The 19,704-nt window shown below is 68.0% G+C and carries 14 protein-coding genes and 1 tRNA gene; 9 read left to right on the forward strand and 6 right to left on the reverse strand.

Annotation, left to right across the window (positions count from 1 at the left end):
• Positions 1-64: 64 nt before the first annotated feature.
• From NX02_RS10360 to deoC, 4 genes are read left to right on the forward strand one after another with little or no spacing between them, the layout of a single operon-like run.
• Positions 65-2,521 (forward strand): protein kinase domain-containing protein, encoded by a 2,457-nt coding sequence (locus tag NX02_RS10360; RefSeq protein ID WP_025292127.1) that lies wholly within the window; start codon positions 65-67, stop codon positions 2,519-2,521.
• Positions 2,522-2,547: 26 nt separating this feature from the next.
• Complete coding sequence (locus NX02_RS10365; protein WP_039996525.1) at positions 2,548-3,885, forward strand: thymidine phosphorylase; 1,338 nt, start codon at positions 2,548-2,550, stop codon at positions 3,883-3,885.
• Positions 3,882-5,117 (forward strand): NupC/NupG family nucleoside CNT transporter, encoded by a 1,236-nt coding sequence (locus NX02_RS10370; RefSeq protein WP_025292129.1) that lies wholly within the window; start codon positions 3,882-3,884, stop codon positions 5,115-5,117. Before NX02_RS10365 ends, NX02_RS10370 begins: the two co-directional genes overlap by 4 nt.
• Complete coding sequence (gene deoC, locus NX02_RS10375) at positions 5,114-5,959, forward strand: deoxyribose-phosphate aldolase (protein ID WP_047099770.1); 846 nt, start codon at positions 5,114-5,116, stop codon at positions 5,957-5,959. Before NX02_RS10370 ends, deoC begins: the two co-directional genes overlap by 4 nt.
• 4 nt (positions 5,960-5,963) lie before the next feature.
• Here the strand turns inward: deoC and NX02_RS10380 are convergent, their stop codons facing one another.
• The gene (locus tag NX02_RS10380) at positions 5,964-6,767 is read right to left on the reverse strand and encodes an SDR family oxidoreductase (protein ID WP_025292130.1); all 804 of its coding nucleotides are present in this window, start codon (positions 6,765-6,767) and stop codon (positions 5,964-5,966) included.
• Positions 6,768-7,005: 238 nt separating this feature from the next.
• Here NX02_RS10380 and NX02_RS30685 point away from each other — a divergent pair, with 238 nt between their 5' ends.
• Together NX02_RS30685 and NX02_RS10390 are read left to right on the forward strand one after the other, a co-directional pair.
• Positions 7,006-8,157 (forward strand): N-acetylmuramoyl-L-alanine amidase, encoded by a 1,152-nt coding sequence (locus NX02_RS30685; protein WP_025292131.1) that lies wholly within the window; start codon positions 7,006-7,008, stop codon positions 8,155-8,157.
• 178 nt (positions 8,158-8,335) lie between these two features.
• A complete protein-coding gene (locus NX02_RS10390; RefSeq protein ID WP_025292132.1) occupies positions 8,336-9,799 on the forward strand; it encodes a catalase in 1,464 nt (487 codons plus the stop codon).
• Positions 9,800-9,896: 97 nt separating this feature from the next.
• On the opposite strand, the gene NX02_RS10395 is transcribed toward NX02_RS10390, so the two are convergent.
• The 5 genes from NX02_RS10395 to NX02_RS10415 all read right to left on the reverse strand — a co-directional run bounded on the left by NX02_RS10395 (position 9,897) and on the right by NX02_RS10415 (position 14,208).
• Positions 9,897-9,972, reverse strand: a tRNA-Glu gene (locus tag NX02_RS10395).
• Between the two features lie 139 nt (positions 9,973-10,111).
• Complete coding sequence (locus NX02_RS10400; RefSeq protein WP_025292133.1) at positions 10,112-10,477, reverse strand: PRC-barrel domain-containing protein; 366 nt, start codon at positions 10,475-10,477, stop codon at positions 10,112-10,114.
• Between the two features lie 137 nt (positions 10,478-10,614).
• Positions 10,615-11,988 (reverse strand): class II 3-deoxy-7-phosphoheptulonate synthase, encoded by a 1,374-nt coding sequence (locus NX02_RS10405; protein ID WP_025292134.1) that lies wholly within the window; start codon positions 11,986-11,988, stop codon positions 10,615-10,617.
• A 71-nt stretch (positions 11,989-12,059) separates the two neighbouring features.
• Positions 12,060-13,223: a non-hydrolyzing UDP-N-acetylglucosamine 2-epimerase gene (gene wecB / locus NX02_RS10410; RefSeq protein ID WP_047099771.1), complete on the reverse strand. Its 1,164-nt coding sequence runs from the start codon at positions 13,221-13,223 to the stop codon at positions 12,060-12,062.
• 16 nt (positions 13,224-13,239) lie between these two features.
• Positions 13,240-14,208, reverse strand: a complete 969-nt coding sequence (locus NX02_RS10415; RefSeq protein ID WP_053000628.1) for a tetratricopeptide repeat protein — start codon at positions 14,206-14,208, stop codon at positions 13,240-13,242.
• A gap of 149 nt (positions 14,209-14,357) precedes the next feature.
• Here NX02_RS10415 and NX02_RS10420 point away from each other — a divergent pair, with 149 nt between their 5' ends.
• The 3 genes from NX02_RS10420 to NX02_RS10430 all read left to right on the forward strand — a co-directional run bounded on the left by NX02_RS10420 (position 14,358) and on the right by NX02_RS10430 (position 19,671).
• Entirely contained in the window at positions 14,358-16,859 is a 2,502-nt protein-coding gene (locus tag NX02_RS10420) for a cyclic nucleotide-binding domain-containing protein (RefSeq protein WP_025292137.1), read from the forward strand.
• Positions 16,860-16,955: 96 nt separating this feature from the next.
• Positions 16,956-17,855, forward strand: a complete 900-nt coding sequence (locus tag NX02_RS10425; protein WP_025292138.1) for a hypothetical protein — start codon at positions 16,956-16,958, stop codon at positions 17,853-17,855.
• Between the two features lie 7 nt (positions 17,856-17,862).
• Positions 17,863-19,671, forward strand: coding sequence for a cytochrome c3 family protein (locus tag NX02_RS10430; RefSeq protein WP_025292139.1), 1,809 nt, complete (start codon positions 17,863-17,865; stop codon positions 19,669-19,671).
• Positions 19,672-19,704 lie beyond the last annotated feature (33 nt).

The following is a 19,704-nucleotide window of genomic DNA, read 5'->3' on the forward strand; positions in this document are numbered from 1 at the left end:
TTAAGGTGTTGACGCACCGTCCTCGGCGGCTAGGCTTTTGGGCCACCGCGGTGCTGAGGGGTTCATGGTACAGGATCGGCTCAACGAAGGCGCTCTGCTGTTCCCCGGCATGGCCACGCCAACGCGCGGCGGCCCGCCGGGCGGTTATCGCATCCAGCGCGCGATCGATTCGGGCGGGTTCGGGATCACCTATGAGGCGGTCAAGCGCGAGGGAGGGCATCCCGATGCCGACGTCACCGCCAATCTGTGGCTGCCGCCGCATCGCGCGATCGTCATCAAGGAATTCTATCCCGAATTCGCCTCGCGGCGCGGCCGCACCGTCACCGTCGAGGGCGAGGACGAGAGCCATGAGGAAACCTTCAACCACGCGCTGCGCCGGTTCCAGCGCGAGGCGGAGCGGCTGTGCTACCTCACCTGCCTGCGCGCGCTGAAGGCCGCGCGCGACGGGATCGACGCCAGCGGCAGCCTGTTGCGCGAGAAGATCGATCGCGAAATCGCGTCCGGGCGCAGCGATCCGTCGCGCGCGATGCAACTCGTCGGGCGGCTGCGCGGCGAGGCGCAGGGGCGGGCGCGCCATGCGCTCGCGACCTCGACGCTGCCGATCGTCTATGATTATTTCGCGGCGGACAGCAACGCCTACTACGTCATGGAATATCTGGGCGGCGGCACGCTCAAGTCGCGCCTGAACGACGATCGCCGCAACAGCGGGTTCACCCGCGTCGAGATCGCCGGCATATCCTATCAGCTGCGCAAGCCCTGGGATCCGGAAAGGCTGCGGCGCTTCACCGCCGCCGCGCTGGACGCGCTGGAGGAGCTGCACACCGGCATTCCCAGCCAGCAGCTCGTCCATTGCGACCTCAAGCCCGGCAACATCATGTTCCGCTCGGCCGAATCCGAAAGCCCGGTGCTGATCGACTTCGGCCTCGCCCGCAACGTCAATGACGGGCGCTCGCGCTCGCTGGTGGCGGGCACGCTCGGCTTCGCACCGCTCGAGATCGATCCGCACCTGCGCTCGCACCACCAGTCCGACGACCGGTTCGGCGGCGTCAATGTCGGCCCGTGGACGGACATCTATTCGATGGCCGCGATCCTGCGCATGCTGGCGACCGGCATCGAGGGCACCCGCCTGCCGGCGGTGTTCGACCGGTTGCGTCCGCCCGACGGGATCGATCCGATCGAGAAGCTGCCGCCCTATCCGGAAGCGTTTCCCGCGGTGCTGGCGCGGGCGATCGACCGGGGCATGGGGCTGCAGCGCAGCGACCGCCCGCAGAGCATCGCCGAATGGCGGCGCGACCTGGGCCTCGTGCCGGGCGCCGTGCCCGTGATCGACGACGAGACCCGACCGGCGCGTCAGAGCGGCGGCTGGGCGCTGGATGACATGCCCGAACCCGAATCGCAGCCGGGCATGCGCACGACGACCACGCCGCCGCGCCCGATGGGGCTGGCCGACCTCGGCACGCCGCCGGACGAGACGCTGATCGAACGATCGGCACCCTCCGCGTCGCCGCCGCTGACCCCGCCGCCGCAGCCTTCGCACTGGGCCTCGCCCGTTGCGCCGCCTGCCGTGCCGCCAGCCGCGCCGCCGCCGCCGCCATCCTCGTTCGATGCGCGCTCCCAGCCGGCGCCGCGCGAGCCTTCCTGGTCACCGCCACCGCCGCCATCCTCGTTCGACCCGCGGTCGCAGCCGACGATGCATGAGCCGCCGCGGCAGCCTTCCTATCCGGAGCGGTCGCAGCCCGTGCCGCCGCCACCGCCGCGTGAGCCCTCCTGGTCGCCGCCCTCCGGCGGCAGCGGCGGACAGATCGAGATCGGCCAGATCCTCGCGCGCACGGTCGGCGCGATCGGCCGGAACCCCTTGCCCATCCTGCTGCTGGCCTTTCTGCTCGGCGGCCTGCCATCGGCGGTGATGAATCTCGTTTCGGAAGCGGGCAAGACGCCGGGCGGCACGACCACCGGGATCGGCCTGCTCGCGATATTGCTGCTGTTGCCGATCTCGCTGGTCGCATCGACGGTGCTGCAGGGCGTGGTCACGCGCCTCGTCGTCGGCGCCGAGACGGGGCAGCCCGAGCCGGTCGGGCGGGCGATATCGACCACCTTGTCCGGCCTCGGTTCGCTGCTGGGTCTGGCGCTGCTGCTGGGTCTCGCGCTGTTCGTTGCCGCGCTGCTGCTGATCATCCCCGCGTTCGTGCTGGGCAGCATCTGGTGCGTCGCGGTGCCGGCGCTGGTGATGGAGCGGCTGAGCGTCTCCGGCGCGCTCGAACGCAGCGCCAAGCTGACCAAGGGATCGCGGCTCTGGATCTTCCTGCTGATGCTGGTGTTCATCGTCGCGGTGGTGGTCGTGAGCGTCCCGCTGGGGCTGGTGATCAGCGCGATCGGTGCCGGCCCGGTGACCTTCGTCATCAACGCGGTGACCAGCACCGCGCTGGCGGCGGTGAGCGCGACGGGGCTGGCGACGCTCTATGTCGATCTGCGGCGCATCCGCGGCGGCGGCCCGGCCGACATGCAAGACATTTTCGGCTAGAGGTTGCGGGCGGCGACGCCCGGATCATGCCTTTTACCGACATCATCCGGACCAAGCGTGACGGCGGCGCGCTCGACGAGGCCGCCATCGCCACCTTTGTGGAGCGGCTGGCCAACGGCTCGTTGCCGGCCGAGCAGGCGGCGGCGCTGGCGATGGCGATCCTGCTGCGCGGCATGGATGCGCGCGAGACCGCGGGGCTGACGCGCGCGATGGCGCGCTCGGGCACCGTGCTCGACTGGGCGGATGCGGACCTGCCCGGGCCGCTGCTCGACAAGCATTCGACCGGCGGGGTGGGCGACAAGGTGAGCCTGATGCTCGCCCCGATCGTCGCCGCCTGCGGTGGCTATGTGCCGATGATATCGGGCCGCGGGCTCGGCCACACCGGCGGCACGCTCGACAAGCTGGCGAGCATCGCCGGCTATGATCCCTTTCCCGGCCTCGATCGCTTCCGGCAGGTGGTGCGTGATGCCGGCTGCGCAATCATCGGCCAGACCGGCGAACTCGCCCCCGCGGACCGGCGCCTCTATGCGATCCGCGACATCACCGCGACGGTCGAATCGCTGCCGCTGATCACCGCCTCGATCCTCTCCAAGAAGCTCGCGGCGGGCGTCGGCGGGCTGGTGATGGACATCAAGGTCGGGTCGGGCGCGTTCATGGCGACCGAGGCCGACGCGCGCGCGCTCGCGCGAACGATGGGCGAGACCGCGGCGGCGCTCGGCCTCGCGATGCGGACGCTCGTCACCGACATGAACCAGGTGCTGGGTTACAGCGCCGGCAACGCGCTGGAGATCGCCGAGACGATCGCCTATCTCCGCGGGGACGCCCGCGAGCCGCGGCTGCATGCGCTGGTGCTGGCGCTTGCGGGCGAGATGCTGGCGCTGGGCGGGCTGGCGCCGACGGTCGAGGCCGGTATCGACCGGGCCGAGGCCGCGCTTGCCGCTGGGGCTGCGGCGGAGCATTTCCAGCGCATGGTGGCGGGGCTGGGCGGGCCATCCGACCTGCTCGACCGCCCTGTGCACTATATTGCATCCGCCCCCGTGACGCTGCCGGTGCTGCCCGATCATCCCGGCTGGCTCGCCGCGATGGACGGCAAGGCGGTGGGAGAGGCGATCATCGACCTGGGCGGCGGCCGCCGCCGCATCGACGACCGGATCGACCCCGCGGTCGGCTTCGCAGCCTGCGCCGCGATCGGCGATGCGGTGGGCCCGGACCGGCCGCTTGCCATCATCCACGCCGCCGATGCCGAGGCGGCACGCAAGGGGGTGGCCCAATTTCGCGCGGCGTGTATCGTCGCCGCTTTGCAGGTTCCGCCGGTGCCGGTGCTGCATGGCACCGAACCGGCTCTTGGGGGACAGGAACGCTGAACAGATTTCTTATCGGGGCCGCCGGCATCGCGCTGATCCTGTCGATCGCCGTCGCCCTGTCGTCCAACCGTCGTCACATCCGGCTGCGCGTCGTCGGCGCCGCCTTCGGGCTCCAGGTCGCGATCGCGGTGCTCGTGCTCTACACCGCGTGGGGCCGGGCCGCGATCGAGGGCATGGCGCGCGGCGTTTCCAACCTGCTGGGCTATTCCAAGGCCGGCGTCGCGCTGATCTTCGGCGACCTCGCCCGGCCCGAGATCGGCGGCAACAGCTTCGCGATATCGTCGCTTCCGGTCATCATCTTCTTCGCCGCGCTGGTGTCGATCCTCTATTATCTCGGCATCATGCAGCTCGTCGTCCGCTGGCTGGGCGGTGCGCTGCAACGGGTGATCGGCATCTCCAAGGTCGAATCGCTGTGCGCGGCGGCCAACATCTTCGTCGGCCAGAGCGAATCGCCGCTGGTGATCCGCCCCTATCTGGCGAGCCTGACGCCGGCGCAGCTCTTCACCGTGATGTCCTCGGGCATGGCCGGGGTCGCGGGCACGATCCTCGCCGCCTATGCGGCGCAGGGGGTGGACATCCGCTACCTGCTCGCCGCCAGCTTCATGTCGGCGCCCGGCGGCATCCTGATGGCCAAGCTGATGATGCCCGACGATCCCCGGGATGCGGAGATCGAGCCGGTCGACTTCGTCGAGGCGATCCATGACGAGGAAAAGCCGGCGAACATCATCATGGCGGCGGCGCAGGGTGCCCAGGTGGGCGTGAAGCTTGCGGTCGCGGTGGGGGCGATGGTGCTTGCCTTCGTCGCGCTGGTCGCGCTGGCCAACGGCCTGCTCGGCGGCATCGGCGGCCTGTTCGGCTATCCCGACCTGACCTTCCAGCAGATGCTGGGCTATGTCTTCGCGCCGGTGATGTTCCTGCTCAACGTGCCGTGGAACGAGGCGGGCGCGGCGGGCGGCCTGTTCGGCGAGAAGGTGGTGCTCAACGAGTTCGTCGCCTTCATTCATCTCGGCACGATCAAGGGCACGCTCTCTCCGCAGACGGTGGCGGTGATCACCTTCGCGCTGTGTGGATTCGCGAATTTCAGCTCTATCGCGATCCAGATGGCGGTTACCGGCAGCCTCGCGCCCAACCAGCGGCCGATGATCGCACGGCTAGGCATCAAGGCGCTGGTCGCCGGCAGCCTTTCCAACCTGATGAGCGCGGCGCTTGCCGGCATGCTGGTGGCGCTATGACCGCGCGCGTTACACCCTTCGACGCGGCGTGGATCGAGCGGACGGTGCTGGCACCGGCGATCGTCGCGCGTCGGATCGCCGCGATGGCACCCGCGACGGGGGAGGGGGCAGTCGCCGACCTGCGGATCGCGCTCGCCGCGACCGACCTGACGACCTTGCAGGGCGACGACACCGAGGATCGGGTGCGGGCTCTCGCCGAACGCGCCCGCGCGCTCGGCACCGCCGCGGTCTGTGTCTATCCGGCGATGGTGCCGGCGGCGCTGGAGGTGCTGGGCGGAAGCGGCGTCGCGGTCGCCACCGTCGCCGCCGGCTTTCCGCACGGCCTTTCGCCGCTGTCGACGCGGATCGCCGAGGTCGCAGCCTGCGTGGCGCTCGGTGCGACCGAGATCGACATCGTCATCCGCCGCGGCCATGCGCTGACCGGCAACTGGCAGGCGCTGCATGACGAGGTCGCCGCGTTCCGCGCCGCGTGCGGGCCGGCGCATCTCAAGACGATCCTCGCGACGGGCGAACTCGCCGATCCGACGATCATCGCGCGCGCTGCGCTGGTCTGCATCATGGCCGGCGCCGATTTCGTGAAGACCTCGACCGGCAAGGAAGCGGTCAACGCCACGGTCGAAGCCGGTGTGGCGATGATGGCCGCGATCGCGGACTGGCATGAGGTCACCGGCGCGCGGGTCGGCTTCAAGGCCGCGGGTGGCATCGCCACGGCGGACGAGGCGCTGCGCTGGATCGCGCTGGCACGCCACGAACTGGGCGAGGCCTGGCTGACCCCCGCGCTGTTCCGCTTCGGCGCCTCGCGCCTCGTCGACGATATCGTCGCGCGCCTTCCCGCCGCCTGACCGGTCAGGCGGCTGCCACCTCCTCGGGTTGCGGCGCCCACGCAACGCCGTTGATGTGGCCGCCGCCATCGGCATAGAGCGTGTTGCCGGTGATGTAGCGGCTGTCCTCGCTGGCGAGGAACAAAGCGACCGGGGCGATGTCGGCATCGACGTCGCCGGTGCGGCCCATCGGATTCATCGCGTCGATCGCCGCCGCATTCTCGGGATAGGCGGCCTTGAAGCGCAGATAGGCAGCGCTCGCGGCGCCGGGGCAGATGATGTTGGCGGTGATGCCATGCCCCGCCCATTCGCGCGCGGCGGAGCGGGTGAGGGTGCGCAGCGCCTCCTTCCCCGCATTATAGTCCGCCGAATAGAGATGCGCGTTGACGCCGTTCAACGAGCAGATGCTGATGATCCGCCCCCATCCGGCCCGTTTCATCGCCGGGAAGCAGGCGCGCATCGCCCACAGCGGGGCCTTCACCGACATGCTGAGGGCATGGTCGAACTCGTCGTCGGTCTTGTCCTCCAGCCGCCGGACATGACCGCCGCCCCAGGCGTTGTTGACGAGGATGTCGACGCCGCCAAACGCGCTCCCGGCCAGGTCGATGGCGGCGAGCAACTGTGCCTTGTCGTTGACGTCTGTCCGGATGAAGCGCGCGGTACCGCCGGCCGCCTCGATCGCGTCGGCCGCGGCCATGCCGGTTTCCGGATCATATTCGGCGATCACCACCCGCGCGCCTTCCTTCGCGAACAGGGTCGCGATGCCGCGCCCGATGCCTTCGCCGCCGCCCGTCACCAGCGCCGTCTTGCCCGCCAGCCTTGCCATCATCGCTCTCCCCTGTCGGTCGCGCGTTGAACCGCGTCGCCGTTGGTCACGGGATGCTCTCATCATATGCGTATTTCAAGACGTGTGATCATGCGCATATCGCGCCATCCATCGCAGCGTTACGCCCTGCACGCATCGCAACTTTCGCAAGGCGGTGCGTTGCGCGGCGAACGATCGCGGCTTGCAGCGGCCGCGGTTGCAGAGCAGCGTCCAGCCCTGCCTGGGACTCGGGAGATATCCAGTGCCTGAAGCAAAGCTGATCGAACGCCTTGCCGCCGTCTATGCCGGCGAGGATATCCGTTACCCCCACCTCAAGGTCGTGACGCTGGCGCAGTGGCTGCTCGAAAGCGGTCGCGGCACCTCCGACCTGGCGAAACTCCATTATAACTTCGGCGGCCTCAAATACCGGCCGGAGATGGCGCCCTATGCCAGCAAGGTCCGCTACGAGGCGCATGATGGCGTCGACAATTATTGCGGCTTCGCCACGCTGGAGGGGTTCATCGCCGGCTATTGGGCGTTCATCGGCCGTGCGCCCTACACCGGCTGGGAATCCAATGTGGATACGCCGGAAAGGTTCATCCGCTTCATCGGTCCGGTCTATACGCCGAGCACCGGCTATGCCGAGGCCGTCATCAAGCTGATGCCCGAGGCGCAGGCGTTGCTGAGTGCTGCGAGCGACGCCGGCGCCGCCGAGGCGACGCCCACCAGCCCGGTCAAGGACCTCGGGACGCTGATCCTCGATCCCGGCCATGGCGGCACCACCAAGGTGGGCGGCAGTTCGCCGAACAATGCGATCAGCGTGTCGGGCGTGAAGGAAAAGAAGCTCGCGCTCGATTTCTGCCTGATCCTGCGTGACCTGCTGATCGCGCAGGCCGCTGCCGCAAAGCAGACGATCAAGGTGGTGCTGACGCGCACGACCGACGTGAATGTCGGCATCGCCGCGCGCGCCGCCTTCGCCTCCACGCACAAGGCGAAGGCGCTGGTCGTCATCCATTTCAACGGCAGCACCAATGCCGCGGCGAGCGGCGCGGAGACCTTCTTCGCCGCTGCATCCAACGGCAACACCAACCTCGCCGACGACAAGGCGTTCGCCACCGCGGTCCATGCCGGGCTGCTCAAGGGGCTGCGCGCCGTCAATCCGGCGACGAAGGATCGCGGCGTCAAGCCGGACGACCAGACCGGGCCGGGTGCGCTGGGGGTGTTGCGCGATACCGCGCTCGGCAACACCAACCGGCCGAAGAAGTGTGTCGCCTGCTATATCGAGGCCGAGTTCATCACCAACCGCACGGTCGACAAGCTGCTGGTGTCCGGCCCGGATGCCATTGCCAATCGCACCGCGGTGCTGGCGGACGTGGCGAAGGCGATCCGGGGTCATATGGCGGGCTTGCCCTGACGCGATCGCCGCGGGCGACCGAAACCATACCGGCGGCGGATCTGGGCTATACGAAAGCATAGCCGTTTCGAGCGTAAGTCAAGGCGCGCACCGGCGGCGCAACGGGCATGATCTTGCCGAGGGGAATCGCGTCCAGCGCTTCCTTCGTCATAGCAAGTATCAGAAAGGCCGCTCCGCCATGTCCGAACAGCCGCCGCTCACGCATGCCTCCGGCGCCCCGGTCGTCGACAATCTGAACATCCAGACGGCCGGGCCACGCGGTCCTGCACTGCTCCAGGATATCTGGCTGATCGAGAAGCTCGCCCATTTCGATCGCGAGGTGATACCCGAGCGCCGGATGCACGCGAAGGGATGGGGCGCCTATGGCAGCTTCACCGTGACGCACGACATCACCCGCTTCACCAGGGCGAAGATCTTTTCGGAGGTCGGCAAGACGACCGACCTGTTCATGCGCTTTTCCAGCGTTGCCGGCGAACGCGGCGCAGCGGATGCGGAACGCGACATTCGCGGCTTCGCGCTGAAATTCTACACCGAGGAAGGCAATTGGGATCTGGTGGGGAACAACACCCCGGTCTTCTTCTTCCGCGATCCGCTGCGCTTTCCCGATCTCAACCACGCGATCAAGCGCGATCCGCGCACCGGGCTGCGATCCGCCGACAGCAATTGGGATTTCTGGTCGCTGCTGCCCGAGGCCTTGCATCAGGTGACCATCGTGATGTCCGATCGCGGCATTCCGAAGAGCTTCCGTCACATGCACGGCTTCGGCAGCCACACCTATTCGCTGATCGATGCGGCCAATCGGCGCGTGTGGGTGAAGTTCCACTTCCGCACGCAGCAGGGCATCGAGAATCTGAGCGACGAGGCCGCCGCGGCGCTGGTGGCCGGCGATCGCGAAACGCACGGCCGCGATCTGCTGGAAGCGATCGACGGCGGCACTTTCCCCAGATGGACCCTGTTCATCCAGGTGATGACCGACGCGCAGGCCAAGGCGCATCGGCACAACCCGTTCGATCTCACCAAGGTCTGGCCCAAAGGGGACTATCCGCTGATCGAGGTCGGCGAGATCGAGCTCAACCGCTATCCCGACAATTTCTTCGCCGAGGTGGAGCAGGCGTCCTTCTCGCCCGCCAACATCGTTCCCGGCATAGGCTTCTCGCCCGACAGGATGCTGCAGGCGCGGCTCTTCTCCTATCCCGACGCCGCGCGCTATCGGCTGGGCGTGAACCATGACCATATCCCGGTCAACGCGGCCCGATGCCCCGTGCGCAGCTATCACCGCGACGGTATGATGCGGGTGGACGGCAACGCCGGCGGCAAGCCGTCCTACTGGCCCAACAGCAAGGGTGCATGGATCGGCGACACCCCCGACCATCGCGAGCCCCCGCTCGCGCTCGACGGCAATCCGGCCGATCATTGGGATCATCGCGTCGACGACGATCATTACGAACAGCCGGGCAATCTCTTCCGGCTGATGTCTCACGCGCAGCAGCAATTGCTGTTCGACAACACCGCGCGCGCGATGGGCGATGCCCGCGCCGAGGTGAAGCTGCGCCATGTCGGCAATTGCACGAAGGCCGACCCCGCCTATGGAGCCGGCGTCGCGCGCGCGCTGGGGCTGGACGTTGCCGAAGCGGCGGCGTGATCGCGTGCGCGGCACGGGAGGTGCGACGGCGGCGCGCCTTCCTGCCGTTGTCCGGATAACAAGCGAGGATCGCGGCGGATTTTCAGCCTGTTGACGCTGGTGACCCCTACGGGACTCGAACCCGTGTTTTCGCCGTGAGAGGGCGACGTCCTAGACCGCTAGACGAAGGGGCCGCTGCGGGAGCGGCGTCCCTAGTCGGCGCGCCGGGTGGCGTCAAGCCGAAATGACGACGGGCCGATCGACGTGGCGCCGATCGGCCCGCGGCGCCGCTTCCCGCAGATCGACGAGGCTCCGGCAGATCAATCCGGCAGCTCAATAAGGCCAGGCGATGCCGTAATATGTGTAAAGCTCGCGGCCATAGCGCTCGTCGAACGCCGGCTCGCGTTCCTCGGCGTAGCGTGGCGCATTTTCGAGGACCTTGGGGTCGAGATCGACCACATAGCCGCCGCGGTGGGTGTCGTAGGTCAGGACGTTCCACGGGAGGGGATAATGGTCGCGGCCGAGGCCGAACAGGCCGCCGAACGACAGCACGGCGTAATCTACCTTGCCCGAGCGCTTGTCGACCATGAAGCGGCTGACGGTGCCCAGGCGTTCGCCGGCGCGGTTGAACACGGCGGTGCCCTCGACCTTGTCGGACGCGATCAGGCTGCGCGTTTCATCGGTTGCAATCGTGGTCATGAATAACCTCCTCATCCCCGCACGTCCGAAAACGGACGGCGGGGTGGGAAGTTGCAAATCCCTATCGCGGATCTGGCGTCGCGGATCCCGGCGTCGCGGATCCGGCGGCGTCGTATCCGTCCGCCGCCGGCTGCGCGTCAGGCCGCGACCTTGCTGCGCTGCTTGACTTCGTGGTTGAGCATCTCGGCCAGCAGGAAGGCCAGTTCGAGGCTCTGGCCGGCGTTGAGCCGCGGATCGCAATGGGTGTGGTACCGATCGGCAAGGCTCTGCTCGGTCACGTCGATCGCGCCGCCGGTGCATTCGGTGACGTTCTGGCCGGTCATCTCGGCATGGATGCCGCCGGCATGCGTACCCTCGGCACGATGCACCGCGAAGAAGCCGCGCACCTCGCCCAGGATCCGCTCGAACGGCCGCGTCTTGTAGCCATTGGCCGCCTTGACGACGTTGCCGTGCATCGGATCGCAGCTCCACACCACCGGATGGCCTTCGCGCTTCACCGCGCGCACCAGCTTGGGCAAGCCGGCCTCGATCTTGTCATGGCCATAGCGGGTGATCAGCGTGATGCGGCCCGGAATGCGGGCGGGGTTGAGCGTGTCGAGCAGCCGCAGCAGCAGATCCGGCTCGAGGCTCGGCCCGCATTTGAGACCGATCGGGTTGCCGATGCCGCGCAGGAACTCGACATGCGCCGATCCGTCGAAACGCGTGCGATCGCCGATCCAGACCATATGCGCGCTGGTGTCGTACCAGTCACCGGTCAGCGAATCGCGGCGGGTCATCGCCTGCTCGTAGGGCAGCAGCAGCGCTTCATGGCTGGTGAAGAAGCTGGTGCCCTTCAACTGCGGCACCGTCTCCGGATTGATCCCGCACGCCGCCATGAAATCCAGCGCCTCGCCGATGCGGTCGGCGATCTCGCTATATTTCTTGGCCCAGGGGCTGCGGCCCATGAACTCGTGCGTCCAGGCATGGACCTGGTGGAGATTGGCGTAGCCGCCCTGCGCGAAGGCGCGCAGCAGGTTCAGCGTCGCCGCCGACTGGCTGTAGGCGCGCACCATCCGCCGCGGATCGGGCACGCGGCCCTCCGGCGTGAAGGCGATGTCGTTGACATTGTCGCCGCGATAGGAGGGGAGGGCGACGCCGCCCACCTCTTCCATATCCGCCGAGCGCGGCTTGGCGAACTGCCCCGCCATCCGGCCGACCTTCACCACCGGCATCTTGGAGGCGTAGGTCAGCACCACCGCCATCTGCAGGATGACGCGGAAGGTGTCGCGGATGTTGTTCGGGTGAAACTCGGCGAAGCTCTCGGCGCAATCGCCGCCCTGGAGCAGAAATGCCTTACCCTCGGCGACCTGCGCCAGTTCCGCCGTCAAATCGCGTGCCTCGCCGGCAAACACGAGCGGGGGATAGCTGCTCAGCTCGCGCTCGGCCGAAGCCAGCGCGTCCGCATCGGGATAAGTGGGGAGCTGACGAGCCTCGAAGGTCTTCCAGCTCTCGGGCGTCCAGTTCGCCGCCATAATCTTTCGTCTTCGCTGTTGGTGAAAAAGGATTGTGGCCCATGCGCCCGAAGTCGGCGCAACGCAAGTATTCAGGCGCCGGCGGGCGGGCGCGATTCGCCCGGCGACATGGCCGGCTTGCGCCGCTGCCGGTGCTTGCCGGGGGCGGCGCCAAACCAGAGTTCAATGGCATCAAGAATTTTTATCGCCGCATCGCCCGCGCCGAAGGGCAGGCCCGGCCGCGCCATCGCGGCATATGCGGCGGGATCGTCGAGCAGCCGGCCGGCCTCCGCGACGATGCGATCGGGCCGGTTGCCGATGAGCCGGCAATGGCCGGCCGCCACCGCCTCGGGGCGCTCGGTCTCCGCGCGCAGCACCAGCAGCGGCGTGCCGAAGGCGGGGGCTTCTTCCTGGATGCCGCCGCTGTCGGACAGGATGAGATCGGCGTCGCGAATGGCGGCGAGCATCGCGCGATGATCGAGCGGCGCGACGAGGCGGATGCGCGGATGATCGCCGAGCCGCGCGGCGATCACCGGGCCGACGGCGGGATTGGGGTGCAGCGGCAGCGTGAGCCGCACATCGCTGCGATCGGCGATCCGGCGCAACGCGGCGCAGATGCCGTGCAGGCGTTCGCCCTGATTTTCGCGGCGGTGGCAGGTGACCAGCAGCTGGCGCAGGCCCGGTATCGGCGGCGCTGGCACCGGCAGTGCCGGTCGCGCGATCCGCAACGCATCGATTCCGGTATTGCCGGTGACGGCGACGATCCCCGCGACGTCGGCCAGATTGGCGGCGTTGCCCGGCGTCGGCGCGAAGAGCAGCGCGGCACAGCCGTCGATCTCGCGCCGGTTGGGTTCTTCGGGCCAGGGCCGATCGGGACGGCCGCTGCGCAGCCCCGCCTCGACATGGCCGATCGGGAGCCCCAGCGAGACGGCCGCACGGGCGGCGGCGCGGGCGCTGTCGGTATCGCCCTGGACCAGGACGAGGTCGGGCGCGAGCCGGTGGAGATGCGCCGCGATGCCGGCCTCCAGCGCGGCGAGCCGGTCCGCTCGGGGGGCGTCGGGGGGCGCGAGGTGCAAGCGATCGTCCGCGGCGATGCCGAACCCCGCCAACGCATCGTCGAACAGCGCCGGGTGCTGGCCGGTGGCGACGAGGCGGTGGCAGAGCCCCGGACGCCTGCGCGCCTCAAGCGCGATCGGCGCGATCTTGATCGCTTCCGGCCGCGTGCCGACGACGCTGACGATGCGGCGCGGGCGCATCACGGCGCCGCGCGGATCATGCCCCCGGCACGCCGAGCTGGCGCGCGGACTGGCGCAGCCGGTTCTGCGCGGCGCTGTCGCTGCCGAACGCGCCCAGCCCCGATTGCAGCGCGGCGCCGGCGCGATCGGGCTGGTTGAGCACCATCCGCGACCGCATCAGCCGGATCCAGCCGGCCTCGTCGCGCGGATTGGCCTTCAGCTTCGCTTCGAGGCCCTCGACCATCTGGTTGACCATCGCATCCTGCTGTCCCGGCGGCAGCTGCGTCGCCGCCGCCATCTGGTCGCGCGAAGGCCCGGGAATGCCGTCGGTCGCGGTGGAGGGCAGGGGTGCTGCGGGGCGCGTCGCCGCCAGTCGCGCGGAAACGTCGATCTTGGCTTCGGCCGCCACCTCGGTGATGCGCTGGCGCAGCCCGGCTTCCCAGTCCGCGCCGGCGGGGGTGTCGCCGAGCACGGCGAGCCACGCATCGATCGCGCCCTTCTTGTCGTCGCGATAATATCTGTCGACGCCCTGATAATAACGCGCGCGCGCATCCTTGGGATCGCGCTTCAGCGCTTCGGCGAATGCTGCCAGCGCCTCGGGCGGAACCTTGTCGCCTGCCGAATAGACCAGCGCCTCGCCCTTCGCCGACCAGTTCTCGACATTGTCGGGCGCGAGCTTGGTCGCGCGGTCATAGGCAGTGGCCGCCTCCGCATAGCGATTGGTGACCATGAAGGACCGGCCGAGCAGGCTCCACCCCGCGACATCCTCGGGGTTCTGCTTCAACCGGGCCTCGAGCTGGCCGATCATCGAATCGACATCGCCGACCGGAGCAGCCGGGCTCGCCGCTGCGCCGGGGGGCGGCGCGGTCGTCGGCGAATCGCCGCCGCGGCTGCGCGCGATCGCGATTCCCACCGCCACCAATGCGACCAGCGCCGCCAGGATGAGCGCGATTCTGCCGAACTTCGCGGTCCCGGCGCCTGCCCCGGCCGTCGCTTCCGATGCCATCCTCATACCCCGCCAGTGAATTTTCGACGTTCCAAGTCTAGCGGTCGTGGCCAAAGATGGTAGAGTGATCTCGGGTTCGCGCTCGATCCGGCCAGTCCGAAAACGGATGCCGCAAGAAAAACCGGCCAACGTACCAGGGGTGTAAGCGCGTGACCGACCTCTACCGGATCGCCATCGTTGGCTCCGGGCCTGCGGGGCTCAGCGCGGCTGCGCGTGCGGCGCAGCTCGGCATCAGCCATGTGCTGCTCGAAAAGACCGATCATCTTTCGGATACGATCTACAAATACCAGCTCGGCAAGCATGTGATGGCGACGCCGTCCCAGCTCGTCCTGCGCTCCGACATGGATTTCGACGCCGGCAAGCGCGAGACGGTGCTGGGAACCTGGGAACGCCAGGCGGCCGAAAACCGCATCCATGTGAAATATGATGCCGAAGTCACCGCGATCACCGGCAGCAAGGGGGATTTCGCCCTCAAGCTGAAGAGTGGCGAGACGGTGCGCGCCGAGCAGGTCGTTCTCGGCATCGGCACGCAGGGCAATCCCAATCTGATGCGCGTGCCCGGCGGCGATCTGCCGCACGTGCAATATACGCTCGACAACCCCAAGGCCTATGTCGACGAACATATCAGCGTGATCGGCGCCGGCGATGCCGGGATCGAGAATGCGCTGGGCCTGGCGGACGATCCCGCGCAGCAGAATGTCGTGACGATCGTCAACCGGTCGATGGAATTCAGCACCGCCAAGGATGCCAACATCAAGGCGCTGCTGGCGGCCGAAGCCGCGGGGCGCGTGACCGTCCTTCGCGGCACGACGCCGCAGAAGGTGGAGCCCGGCTGGGTCACTTACGATACCCGCGACGGCGAACGGCGGGTCCGCTGCGACCGGATCATCGCGCGCATGGGATCGGCGCCGCCGCGCCGGTTCGTCGAATTGTGCGGTGCCGCGTTCGAGGAGCGCGACGGCAAGAAGGAACGCGTCGCCGGCACGGGCATCCGCTTCACGAGCGACGAACGCGTATCCTATCCCGAACTCTCGCGGACGTTCGAATCGACGGTTCCCGGCATCTATGTGATCGGCGCGCTGGCAGGCTATCCGCTGATCAAGCACTGCATGAACCAGGGCTATGACGTCGTCGAGTTCATCAATGGCAATATGTCGCTGAAGCCTGCCGACGAGCCGATCCTGATCGAAAAGTTCAAGGAGATGCCCGGTTCGCGCTCCGTCGACGAGTGGCTGGAATATCTCCGCACCCGCATCAAGATCTTCAACGGCATGTCGCAGCTGCAGATGCGCGAGTTCATGCTCGACAGCGAGGCGCGGACCTATCGCGCGGGCGAACTGGTCTTCGAACGCAACACCCCCGGATCCTCGCTGTTCGGCATCGCCGATGGCGCGGTCGACATCGAGGTGAACCCGACCGATCCCGACATCAAGGTGACGGTCGGCAAGGGGTCGATCTTCGGCGAGGTCGGGTTGATTTCGGGCCGCCGCCGCGGCGCCACCGTGCGCGCCAAGATGGGCACGATCGCGGTCGAGGTGTCGCGTTCGGCGGCGCTGAAGCTGCAATCGACCGTGCCCTCGGCCAAGCAGGCGATCGCGCGGATTTCCACCGAGCGCCAGTTGCTGCAATTGTTCGGATCGGGCGTGACCGCCGACGATCTCGACGACGTGATCGCGACCTCGGAGATCATCACGATCCCGGCGGGCAAGGCGGTGATCAACGAGGGGGAGGATGGCAAGGACGTCTTCGTCATCCGATCGGGCTCGATGATCGTCGAGAAGATGATCGGCGGCAAGCCGGTGTTCCTCTCCTACCTGCCCGCCGGATCCTATGTCGGCGAGATGTCGCTGATCGCGGGCGGGCGGCGCACGGCCACGGTGAAAGCGGCGGTGAAGGCGGAGGTCATCAAGCTGCAGGGCGACATGTTCGAGGCGCTGCTGCGCCGCAAGCCCGACCTGCTGGCCAAGGCCAAGCGCGACATGGCCGCGCGCCAGGACGTCAACGCCTATATCGAGGCCTCGAAGGACAGTTTCTCGGGCGCGGTCGACCTCTATTCGTCCGTCTCCAACTTCCTGATCGGCGAGGGCATCGGCGAGGCGACCGATGTGCTGCTGATCGACGAGAATCTGTGCGTCGGCTGCGACAATTGCGAAAAGGCCTGCGCGGACAGCCATGACGGCCTGAGCCGCCTCGATCGTGAGGCGGGCAAGACCTATGCGCACCTCCACGTGCCGACGAGTTGCCGGCATTGCGAGCATCCGCACTGCATGGCCGATTGCCCGCCCAACGCGCTGCACCGCGGGCAGGACGGCGAAGTCTATATCGACGACAGCTGCATCGGCTGCGGCAACTGCCAGCGCAACTGCCCCTATGGCGTGATACGGATGGACAGCACGCCGCCACCCAAGCCGTCATTGCTCAGCTGGCTGTTCCTCGGCACCGGCCCCGGGCCCGGCGAGCCGAGCAAGGCTTGGTCCTACAAGCATTCCGATCCGGCGGCCGAAAAGCCCAAGAAGGCGATCAAGTGCGACATGTGCGCCGGCATAACCGGTGGCCCCGCATGCGTGCGCGCCTGTCCGACCGGCGCCGCGATCCGGGTTGCGCCCGACGATTTTCTCTCGATCGCACGGCTGCAGCGGGAAAGCAGCTGATGGCGAACGGGGGGCAGGCAGTGACGGAACGACCGAGCATGAGGCGGGCCGGCGCTGGCACGCCATCTCCGCTATCGTGCCGCAGGGGGTGAACTGATGGCATCCAAGCCCGACCGTATGCCGCGCGCCATGCGCGCCGCGCCGAAAAGGGCGCGCGCCCAATCGCTGCACGACGGCTTCATCCGGCACCGGAATTTTCTATGGGCGAAGATCGCGACCGGCCTGTGCGTGCTGGTGATCGCGGTCTATTTCCTGATCGACGTCACGCCGCGGCACAATGGTGGCAGCTGGTATGGCTATACGCTCGGCACCGTCGGCGTGCTGATGATCCTGTGGCTGACGATGCTGGGCGTGCGCAAGCGCGCGATGACGGCGGGGCGATGGTCGCTGAAGGCGTGGACGTCTGCGCACATCTATCTCGGGCTCAGCCTGATCGTCATCGGCACGCTGCACACCGGCTTTCAGCTCGGCTGGAACGTTCACACCCTGGCATGGGCGCTGATGATGCTCGTCATCCTCTCGGGCCTGTTCGGCATCGGCGCCTATGCGGTTCTGCCCGAACGGCTGAGCACCAACCGCGACGAAATGACCGAGCCGCAGATGCTCGACGCGCTCAAGTCGATCGACCGCCAGCTTTACGATGCCGCGCAACCGCTCGAGCAGCGCCACGCGGCGCTCGTTCAGATGTCGCTCGACGATGATCCGCTCAAGGGCGGCATCCTGACCCGCCTCGGCGGCCGATATCCGCGCTGTGCCACGCGCAGCGCGCATATCGAACTGCGCCGGGACACCGCCTACCGCGCAAGGATTGCGGACGATCCCCTGGAGAAGATCGATGCCCTGTTCGAACGCAAGCAGGCGATGCTCGCGCGAATGCGCAGGCACGCCAAGCTCAAGGCGCTGCTGGAGATCTGGCTCTACGTCCACGTGCCGATGACCTTCGCACTGCTCGCCGCGCTCTCAGCGCACATCGTCAGCGTCTTCTTCTACTGGTGAGGCCCGCTTGACCTTTGTCGTCCGCCAGATTTCGCGCACCGCCGATGGGCGGGAGATCGTCCGCGACGCGTTGGTCGAAGGCGATTCGCTCGTCATCGGCCGTGGCGCAGAGAATGGCATCCCGCTGCCCGATCTTGCGGTCGACCGGCAGCATGCCCGCGTCACCGCGTTGGGCGGCCAGCGGCTGCTGATCGAATCGATCGGCGGCCTGGGCTTCGAGATCGAAGGCCGGCCGACGATGCGCGAGGAGGTCGATGCCGGGCGCGGCGCCGAGTTGCGCTTCGGCAGCCACCGGCTGACTCTCTCGAGCGTGGACGGGCGCCCGCTGTTCGCGGTGGAGCGGATCGAGGCCGTCTCCGACTCGGCCGAGGATCGTGACCGCTCGAAGGTGTTCACGCTGCAGTCGCTTCTGCCCGGCAAGCGGTTGAGCGCCTATGGCTATATCCTCCTGGTGCTGGCGGTGTTCCTCGCCTGGCCGATCTACAGCTACGTCACCTACAAGGGCGTCGCCGAGCGCCCGAAGACCTTCCACGGCGACAAAATGTGGGAATCCGGCAAGCTCTCGCTCGCGCACAAGAGCCTCGAGAAGGACTGTCAGGCGTGCCACGTCAATGCGTTCGAATCGGTGCGGGACGAGTCATGCATCGCCTGCCATGAGGACACGCACGACCACGCGCCGGCGGCGCGGCTGGCGAACGCGAAGGCCCCCCCGGGCCTGGGCGGGCAGATACAGCATCAGTTCAAGGTGGCATTCAACGTTCCCGAGGGGAGCTGTGTCGAATGTCACACCGAACATGAGGGCGCTGGGCCTATGCAGCCAACGGCGCAGAAATTCTGCGCCGACTGCCACGGCAGCCTCAATACGCGCCTGAAGGACACGAAGCTCTTGAACGCAGCGGATTTCGGCACCGCGCATCCCGAATTCCACCCCGCGGTGGTGGTGCAGCCGGGTGACAAGCCGCTGCTGCGCCGGGTGTCGCTGGCCGATGCGCCCCGCGAGAATAACGGGCTGAAGTTCCCGCACGCGCTGCACATGTCGAAGACCGGGGGCGTCGCCCGGATGGGGCAGACGATGGCCGGCGAATTCGGCTTCGGCGCGTCTCTCCAGTGCAAGGACTGCCACAAGGCCACGCCGGATGGCGTGCGCTTCCGCCCGGTCGAAATGGAGCAGAGCTGCGGCATGTGCCACAGTCTGGCGTTCGATTCGATCGGCGGGACGGTGCGCACCCTGAGGCATGGCGAACCGCAGCAGGTCGCCGCCGATCTCCGCGCGCTGTATCGCTCGACGGGCCCCGTGCGCCCCATCAATCTCGGCGGCCAGGCCCGCCGCCTGCCCGGTGATTACCAGGCCAGCCGCACCCAGAGCATCTTCGCTTCCGCCGTGCTGCAGCGTCCGGCGCGCGCGGAAGACGCGATACGCGCCGTTTTCTCGCCCGGTGGCGCCTGCTACGACTGCCACGTGGTGACGCAGGCCCGCGGCCCGAGCGTCGTCGGGTTCAATGTGGGCGATGTCGTGCAGCCGATGCGCTACATGCAGAAGGGCTGGTTCGACCATGAAGCGCACAAGGCCGAGAAATGCGAGAGCTGCCACACCAAGGCGACGGCTTCGCGCAGCGCCGGCGATCTGCTGCTGCCCGACATCAAATCCTGCCGGACCTGCCATGGCGGGGAGCAGGCGCGCGCCGAGGTGCCGTCGAGCTGCGCGATGTGCCACGATTATCACGCCGACGATGGTGCGCCATGGGTGAGCACGTTGACCCGCGACAGCCGCAAGGGGCGGAGGCAGCCGCGCGCCGTTCCGGTCGCGCGCCGCTGACCGGATCGATGAAGGAATCGGTGTTCAACCCCG

Origin of the sequence: Sphingomonas sanxanigenens DSM 19645 = NX02 (genome assembly GCF_000512205.2) — a bacterium.
Classification (GTDB): Bacteria; Pseudomonadota; Alphaproteobacteria; order Sphingomonadales; family Sphingomonadaceae; genus Sphingomonas_D; species Sphingomonas_D sanxanigenens.

What these genes read in the sequence shown, in the direction of transcription:
- NX02_RS10390 (WP_025292132.1), top strand. Translation starts at nt 8,336, where the DNA reads ATGTCCGAACAGCCGCCGCTCACGCATGCCTCCGGCGCCCCGGTCGTC.
- wecB (WP_047099771.1), bottom strand. Translation starts at nt 13,223, where the DNA reads ATGCGCCCGCGCCGCATCGTCAGCGTCGTCGGCACGCGGCCGGAAGCG.
- deoC (WP_047099770.1), top strand. Translation starts at nt 5,114, where the DNA reads ATGACCGCGCGCGTTACACCCTTCGACGCGGCGTGGATCGAGCGGACG.
- NX02_RS10365 (WP_039996525.1), top strand. Translation starts at nt 2,548, where the DNA reads ATGCCTTTTACCGACATCATCCGGACCAAGCGTGACGGCGGCGCGCTC.
- NX02_RS10415 (WP_053000628.1), bottom strand. Translation starts at nt 14,208, where the DNA reads ATGGCATCGGAAGCGACGGCCGGGGCAGGCGCCGGGACCGCGAAGTTC.
- NX02_RS10425 (WP_025292138.1), top strand. Translation starts at nt 16,956, where the DNA reads ATGGCATCCAAGCCCGACCGTATGCCGCGCGCCATGCGCGCCGCGCCG.
- NX02_RS10380 (WP_025292130.1), bottom strand. Translation starts at nt 6,767, where the DNA reads ATGATGGCAAGGCTGGCGGGCAAGACGGCGCTGGTGACGGGCGGCGGC.
- NX02_RS10400 (WP_025292133.1), bottom strand. Translation starts at nt 10,477, where the DNA reads ATGACCACGATTGCAACCGATGAAACGCGCAGCCTGATCGCGTCCGAC.
- NX02_RS10405 (WP_025292134.1), bottom strand. Translation starts at nt 11,988, where the DNA reads ATGGCGGCGAACTGGACGCCCGAGAGCTGGAAGACCTTCGAGGCTCGT.
- NX02_RS10360 (WP_025292127.1), top strand. Translation starts at nt 65, where the DNA reads ATGGTACAGGATCGGCTCAACGAAGGCGCTCTGCTGTTCCCCGGCATG.